The sequence below is a fragment of the Mycobacterium sp. genome (assembly GCF_035653355.1).
Taxonomy (GTDB): Bacteria; Actinomycetota; Actinomycetes; order Mycobacteriales; family Mycobacteriaceae; genus Mycobacterium.
Window position 1 is genome coordinate 1 of record NZ_DASRBZ010000277.1, and the last position, 6,850, is coordinate 6,850.

The following is a 6,850-nucleotide window of genomic DNA, read 5'->3' on the forward strand; positions in this document are numbered from 1 at the left end:
GCCGTGCCGGGCGGCCACGTCGCGGACGTCCTGGCTGGCCTTCCGGGTGTCGAGACCCTCCCGCCCGGGTGCGGGGGTGCCCACCACGACGGTGGCCGGGGCGGTGGTGTCCCAGTTCAGCGCGGCTGCCCGGGACAGCAGCTCGGGTCCGGTGTCGCCGCGCACCACCGCGTCGACGACGCTGGCCTCCATCCGGCTGTCCCAGGTGCCGCGGGCTTCGGCCGCGTCGGCGTAGGCGGTAGCGGCGGTGAAGGCCAGGTCGCGGCTGTACTTCAAGATGCCCACCATGAGCGCGGTGAGCTGTTCTTCGGAGTGGGCCAGCAGCGGCACGACTTCTTCGAAGTACTCCATGGTGACCCGCACCATGTCGACCGAGTGGCGCAACGGCATCCGGCGGGTCAGATCTTGTGGCACCAGCTCGAAAGCCTGCGCGGTGTAACTGACGTTGCTGCGCGGATCTTGCATCCACTCGACGAAGTTCACCACCGCCGTCTGCACCACCAGCGCCACGCTGGCCCGCTGGGAGGCTTCCAGTTCGGCGAAAAACGGCAACCGCTCCTGCATTGCCGATACGGCTTCGGTGGCCAGCCGGCCTGAGTATTGCTTGAGTCGCCGCAGCAGCGATTCGGGCACGGTGTCCAGTAGTTCGAGCGTCGATCGGGGCAGCGCGGCGAACTGTTTGTCAGGCACTCCTAAAACTTACGCCGCATTTGTGGAAGTTCCCGCTAAGTGCATGCCGAGCATAACCTTTGAGTGCCACGCGAGCGTGACGCTGTGGTCACGTTCGTCGGCCAACGTGCCGATGACCTCCCGTTCGAGCGGTAAGCCGACGCCTCAGGCGTTCGGTCCCGGGTCAGAGGTCTGCGCCGGCGCGGCCCGCACGTCGGCGATCTTGTATTGCCGTGCCGCCGCGACGGCCACCGACGGGTCGATCTCACCGTCGCGGGCCAGCGCCTCCAGCACCGCCACGACCTGCGACTCGGCATCAGTGTTGAAGTAGCGCCGGGCGGCGGGACGGGTGTCGGAGAACCCGAACCCGTCGGTACCCAGGGTGACGTATCTGCGTGGCACCCAGGGCCGAATCTGCTCGGGTACCGCCCGCATCCAGTCCGACACGGCGACCACCGGCCCGGCCGAGTCGGCCAGCGCCTGCGTCACGTAGGGCACCCGCGCCGGACGCTCCGGGTGGCGCAACTTCTCGGTCTCGATGGCCACCCCTTCGCGGTTCAACTCGCTCCAACTGGTCACGGACCACACATCGGCCGCGACATCCCACTCGGCGGCCAACATCTCGGCGGCCTTGAGCGCCGACGGCATAGCCACCCCGGAGGCGAAGATCTGGGCGGTGTTGGTGCGCTGTTCGCTGGCCGGCCGGTACCGGTAGATGCCGCGCAGCAGACCCTCGGGATCAAAGTTCTCCGGCTCGGGCGGCTGCACATAGGGCTCGTTGTAGACGGTGATGTAGAAGAAGACGTTCTCCGGGTTTTCGCCGTACATGCGGGCCAGCCCGCTTTCGATGATGTAGGCGATCTCGTACGCAAAGGCCGGGTCGTAGGAGACCACCGCCGGGTTGGTGCTGGCCAGCAGCAGCGAGTGGCCGTCGGCGTGCTGCAGGCCCTCGCCGGTGAGCGTGGTGCGTCCGGCGGTGGCGCCCAACAAGAACCCGCGCGCCATCTGGTCGCCCGCGGCCCACAGGCCGTCGCCGGTGCGCTGGAAGCCGAACATCGAATAGAAGATGTAGACCGGGATCATCGGCTCGTTGTGCGTCGAATACGACGTTCCCGCGGCGGTGAAGCTGGCGACGGCCCCGGCTTCGTTGATGCCCTCGTGCAGGATCTGGCCGGCTTGGCTTTCCCTGTACGCCAGCATCAGATCGGCGTCGACCGAGGTGTACAGCTGGCCGTTGCGGTTGTAGATCTTGAGGTTCGGGAACCACGAGTCCATCCCGAACGTGCGCGCCTCGTCGGGGATGATCGGGACTATGCGCGCACCGACCTCCTTGTCGCGCAATACTTCCCGGAACGTGCGAACAGTCGCCATAGTGGTGGCGACCTCCTGGCTGCCCGACCCCTTCTTCAGCGACTTGTAGGTGTCGCGGCCCGGCAGGGTCAGCGCCTTGGACTTGGTGCGGCGCTCGGGCACGAAGCCACCGAGCGCGCGGCGCCGGTCGAGCATGTAACGGATCTCCGGAGCTTCCGGGCCGGGGTGGTAGTACGGCGGCAGGTAGGGGTCCTCTTCCAGCTGGGCATCGGAGACCGGGATGCGCTGGGTGTCGCGAAACTCTTTAAGGTCTTCCAGCGTCAGCTTTTTCATTTGGTGCGTGGCGTTGCGGCCCTCGAAGTGCTTGCCCAGCGCGTAACCCTTGATGGTCTTGGCCAAGATGACGGTCGGCTGCCCCTTGTGCTCCACGGCGGCGCGGTAGGCCGCATACACCTTCCGGTAGTCGTGACCGCCGCGCTTGAGGTTCCAAATCTCTTGATCCGAGAGGTTTTTCACCAGCTCCTTGGTGCGCGGGTCGCGGCCGAAGAAGTGCTCGCGCACATAACCGCCGTCGTTCGCCTTATAGGTCTGGTAGTCGCCGTCGGGCGTGACGTTCATCAGATTGACCAGCGCGCCGTCGCGGTCGGCGTGCAGCAGCGCGTCCCACTCGCGGCCCCAAATCACCTTGATGACGTTCCAGCCCGCACCCCGGAAGAACGACTCGAGCTCCTGGATGATCTTGCCGTTGCCGCGCACCGGCCCGTCGAGGCGCTGCAGGTTGCAGTTGATCACGAAGGTCAGGTTGTCCAATGCTTCCAGTGCGGCGACGTGCGCGAGCCCGCGGCTTTCGGGTTCGTCCATTTCGCCGTCGCCCAGGAAGCACCACACATGCTGATCGGAGGTGTCTTTGATGCCCCGGTCGTGCAGGTAGTGGTTGAACCGGGCCTGATAAATGGCGTTCATCGGTCCGATGCCCATCGACACGGTGGGAAATTCCCAGAAGTCAGGCATCAGCCGCGGATGCGGGTACGACGGCAGGCCACCGCCGGGATGGCTGTGTTCCTGGCGGAAGCCGTCGAGCTGATCGGCGGACAGTCGTCCTTCCAAGAAGGCGCGCGCATAGATTCCGGGGGAGGCGTGGCCCTGGATGAAAACCTGGTCGCCGCCGCCCGGATGCGACTTGCCGCGGAAGAAGTGGTTAAAGCCGACCTCGTAGAGCGCCGCCGATGAGGCGTAGGTCGAAATGTGGCCGCCCACCGAGACGCCGGGGCGTTGGGCGCGGTGCACCATGATGGCCGCGTTCCACCGGATCCAGGCCCGGTAGCGGCGCTCGACGTCCTCGTCGCCGGGGAACCACGGTTCTAGTTCGGTGGGGATGGTGTTGACGTAGTCGGTCGATGTCAGCGCCGGGATCGCCACCCGTTGCTCGCCGGCGCGTTCCAGCATCCGCAAGAGCAGATAGCGTGCCCGCGATGGTCCCGAGCGGGCCAGCAGCCCGTCGAAGGACTCAAGCCACTCCGATGTTTCTTCGGGGTCGATGTCGGGCAGGTAGGACGCCACACCTTCGCGGATCACCCGCACCCGGTCGTGTTCGGTTGTGCTGCTTGAGTTTTTGGCCAGATCATGGCGCACGAACTCGGTAGTCAACTTCCGCTCCTTGTTAGGCGGTTGATTAGCTTCTCACGGGTTCTGCCGCGGGAATGCTGTCGTCGTCCTCTATCGTGCCGCACCCGGGCCAATCGCGGCGGGGCCGGGCGGAATCCGCCGGGGGGCACATCATCACCGGGCATCGAGGGCAGTCAAGATGGCGAACCGGTAACGTCACGAACTGTGCTGATCGGATGGTCTGCCCTCATGCCGCGTGGATCGGCAGATCCGGCAACGGGCGGGCCGGTTGCACGCCGCGTGCGGATCGGTGCCCTGGTGCTCGGCGGCGTCGCTGCGCTGGTGATGGGCATTGTCGGTTGCACCAGCATCACAGAGGGCACCCCGGCCGCTGACACTGCCGTTGCCCCGGCCTACCGGGCGTCGGTGTCCGCGTCGGTGTCGGCCTCGTCGGCGACTTCACGAGTCCGGGAGTCTCAGCGCCAGCAGTCACTGACCACCAAGGCGGTGCGCGCGGCGTGCGAGTCGTTCGCCACCACCAGCAAGGACGCCATCGACAAGGTGAATGCGTTTGTCGGGGCGTTCAATCAGGGTGCCGACACTGGCCCGACCGAAGGCCCGGCCATCGAGGCTCTCAACAACACCGCCGACACCGTGGCCGGCAGTATGAGCGGCGCACTGTCGCAGCAGCTGCGCGACGGACTCAACGGCTATGTCGACGCGGCCCGTTCGGTGGCCAACGCTATTGCCTCGCACGCGCCGACACAGGAGTTCAACCGGCGAGTCGATCAGCTCAACGACACCAAGACGAAGGCGTTGAAACTGTGCCTGGCTTCCTTTTGAGTCACCGGTGTAGGTCGGCGCCCTGCTGTGCGACGATAGTGCGCATCGCACGGCGCGCTGACTGTTAAGGAGGTCCCACGGTGGTCGCGGCGGATGACGCCCCGAACTACGCCCGCAAATTGGGCATCCAACGAGGGCAGGTCGTCCAAGAGTGGGGATGGGACGAGGACACCGACGACAACATCCGCGCCGACGTGGAGGACACGTGCGGTAGCGAGCTGCTCGACGAGGACACCGACGAGGTTGTCGACGTGGTGTTGTTGTGGTGGCGTGACGGCGACGGGGATCTGGTGGACACCTTGATGGACGCGATCACACCGCTCGCCGACGACGGAGTGATCTGGGTGCTCACCCCCAAGACCGGCCGGCCCGGGCATGTGCTGCCCGCCGAGATCGCGGAGTCGGCGCCCACTGCAGGTCTGATGCCGACCTCGTCGGTCAATCTCGGTGACTGGAGCGCCAGCCGACTGGTGCAGCCAAAATCGCGCGCCGGGCGACGCTAATGCTGCCCGTCGGGTCGATCGCGCCGGATTTCACGCTGCGCGACCAGAATCAGCAGCCGGTAAGCCTCAGCAGCTACCGCGGCGCCAAAAACGTGCTGCTGGTGTTCTTCCCGCTGGCGTTCACCGGGATCTGCCAGGGCGAGCTCGACCAGCTGCGCGATCACCTGCCCGAGTTCGAGAACGACGACAGTGCCACGTTGACCATTTCGGTGGGTCCTCCTCCGACCCACAAGGTGTGGGCGGTCGAGAACGGTTTCCTATTTCCGGTGCTGTCCGACTTCTGGCCGCATGGCGCGGTCAGCCAGGCCTACGGGGTGTTCAACGAGGACGCCGGATTCCCCAACCGCGGCACGTTCGTGATCGATCGCTCGGGAGTGATCCGGTTCGCCGAGATGAAGCAGCCCGGCGAGGCCCGCGATCAGCGGCTGTGGACCGACGCGCTGGCGGCTCTGAAGGTTTGACCGAGGTTTGACTGCCAGCTTTCGCCGCGAGCGTCCGCCACCCTTCGCCGCGAGCGTGCGTGTTTGTCCGTCGACACGCCGCGTAGCGCGTACAACTATGCACGCTCGCCGAGGGGGATCTGGCGTTTGGCCGGTAGGTGTCCGGGCAGGTAGCGTGCGCGGGGCGGGGCGCGTAGCTCAGTGGTAGAGCACTGGTTTTACACACCAGCGGTCGGCGGTTCGATCCCGTCCGCGCCCACCCAGCGGCTAGAGCCGACTCGCCGCGAAAGCCGCAGCCTGCGCGGGCATTCCGGAATGGGCATAGGACAGATGGGCTGGGGAAAACATCTCATCTTGTGAAGGCGGCGTCAGAGGTCCCGGCGAGCAGACCAGATCTCCGTCCGCACACAAGTCGATTGCCTTGGCCCCATACCACGGACTGATCGCGCTTATCGGCGCCCCCAGATATCTATCCGATGGATTTCCGAAGACGGCGACCGCGGCAACGTGACCAGCCACGTCTTGCGGCAGCGAAGCCGGGACAAAGCCCGCAACCGGTGCTTGGGCGATGGTGATCAGATCGATCACCAACGCGCCCTGAGAGTATCCGCCGAGAACGATCTTGGTGTTGGGACAGTTCGCGGCCGTGGACTGGACGTGAGCGCTCGCATCATTGGCCCCGGCGTTCGCCGATGGGACGAAATCGTAGGTGGCGGGGTAGTTGACCGGGTACACGCCGACGGACCTGCCACCAACTTGCGACCGCAGCGAATCGACGAACTCCTGTCCGACCACGCCCACACCCGGCGACTCGGTGGTGGCTCGCGCGAACGTCACCTCCACGTCGGGGCAGGGAGCAGCAGACGCTGGCGCAATGAGCGCGCTGAATAGCGTCGCCGGGATCGTCAGCACCGCGGCAGCAAACACATGAGCGAAGTGGCGCCCGCCCACGTGTCAATCCTGACAGCCGGTGGCGCGCTTCGGACCAAAAACGGGCATCGGCGAATATGTAATGCATGACCGAAGTGAGGCCGTACCGCATCGACATTGCCGACGACGTTCTCGACGACCTGCGATCGCGGTTGGCCCGCACTCGCTGGCCAGAAGCCGAGTGCGTGGACGACTGGAGTCAGGGCATCCCGTTGGGCTACACGCGCGACCTGGCGGCATACTGGGCCGAAGCATACGACTGGCGCTCACGCGAGGCCGCGCTCAACCGATTCGATCAGTTCGTCACCGAAATCGACGGTTTGGACATCCATTTCATCCACCAACGGTCGCCCCATGCGGACGCGTTCCCCCTGATCATCACCCACGGCTGGCCGGGCTCGATCGTCGAGTTCCACAAGGTCATCGAGCCGTTGACCGATCCCACGGCCCACGGCGGACGTGCCGAAGACGCGTTTCACGTCATCTGCCCGTCGCTTCCCGGGTACGGGTTCTCCGGCAAGCCCAGCCGCACCGGGTGGGGAGTCGAAA

The 6,850-nt window shown here is 65.8% G+C and carries 6 protein-coding genes, 1 tRNA gene and 1 pseudogene; 5 read left to right on the top strand and 3 right to left on the bottom strand.

Features of this window, described 5'->3' with window-relative positions; translation table 11 throughout:
• Positions 1-690, bottom strand: a pseudogene (locus VFA16_RS09455) (PucR family transcriptional regulator); the annotation flags it as partial.
• Between the two features lie 144 nt (positions 691-834).
• Complete coding sequence (gene aceE, locus VFA16_RS09460; protein ID WP_324967560.1) at positions 835-3,627, bottom strand: pyruvate dehydrogenase (acetyl-transferring), homodimeric type; 2,793 nt, start codon at positions 3,625-3,627, stop codon at positions 835-837.
• 183 nt (positions 3,628-3,810) lie between these two features.
• Here aceE and VFA16_RS09465 point away from each other — a divergent pair, with 183 nt between their 5' ends.
• The 4 genes from VFA16_RS09465 to VFA16_RS09480 all read left to right on the top strand — a co-directional run bounded on the left by VFA16_RS09465 (position 3,811) and on the right by VFA16_RS09480 (position 5,630).
• Complete coding sequence (locus tag VFA16_RS09465) at positions 3,811-4,428, top strand: hypothetical protein (RefSeq protein ID WP_414687678.1); 618 nt, start codon at positions 3,811-3,813, stop codon at positions 4,426-4,428.
• 80 nt (positions 4,429-4,508) lie between these two features.
• A complete protein-coding gene (locus VFA16_RS09470) occupies positions 4,509-4,931 on the top strand; it encodes a DUF3052 domain-containing protein (protein WP_324967562.1) in 423 nt (140 codons plus the stop codon).
• Positions 4,931-5,392, top strand: coding sequence for a peroxiredoxin (locus VFA16_RS09475; protein WP_324967563.1), 462 nt, complete (start codon positions 4,931-4,933; stop codon positions 5,390-5,392). The genes VFA16_RS09470 and VFA16_RS09475 overlap by 1 nt, the downstream gene beginning before the upstream one ends.
• Positions 5,393-5,558: 166 nt before the next feature.
• Positions 5,559-5,630 (top strand) — tRNA-Val (locus VFA16_RS09480).
• 8 nt (positions 5,631-5,638) lie between these two features.
• Here the strand turns inward: VFA16_RS09480 and VFA16_RS09485 are convergent.
• Entirely contained in the window at positions 5,639-6,322 is a 684-nt protein-coding gene (locus VFA16_RS09485; RefSeq protein WP_324967564.1) for a cutinase family protein, read from the bottom strand.
• A 74-nt stretch (positions 6,323-6,396) separates the two neighbouring features.
• Between VFA16_RS09485 and VFA16_RS09490 the strand changes: the two genes are divergently transcribed.
• On the top strand, positions 6,397-6,850 hold a 454-nt coding region (locus VFA16_RS09490; protein ID WP_324967565.1), incomplete at its 3' end, for an epoxide hydrolase.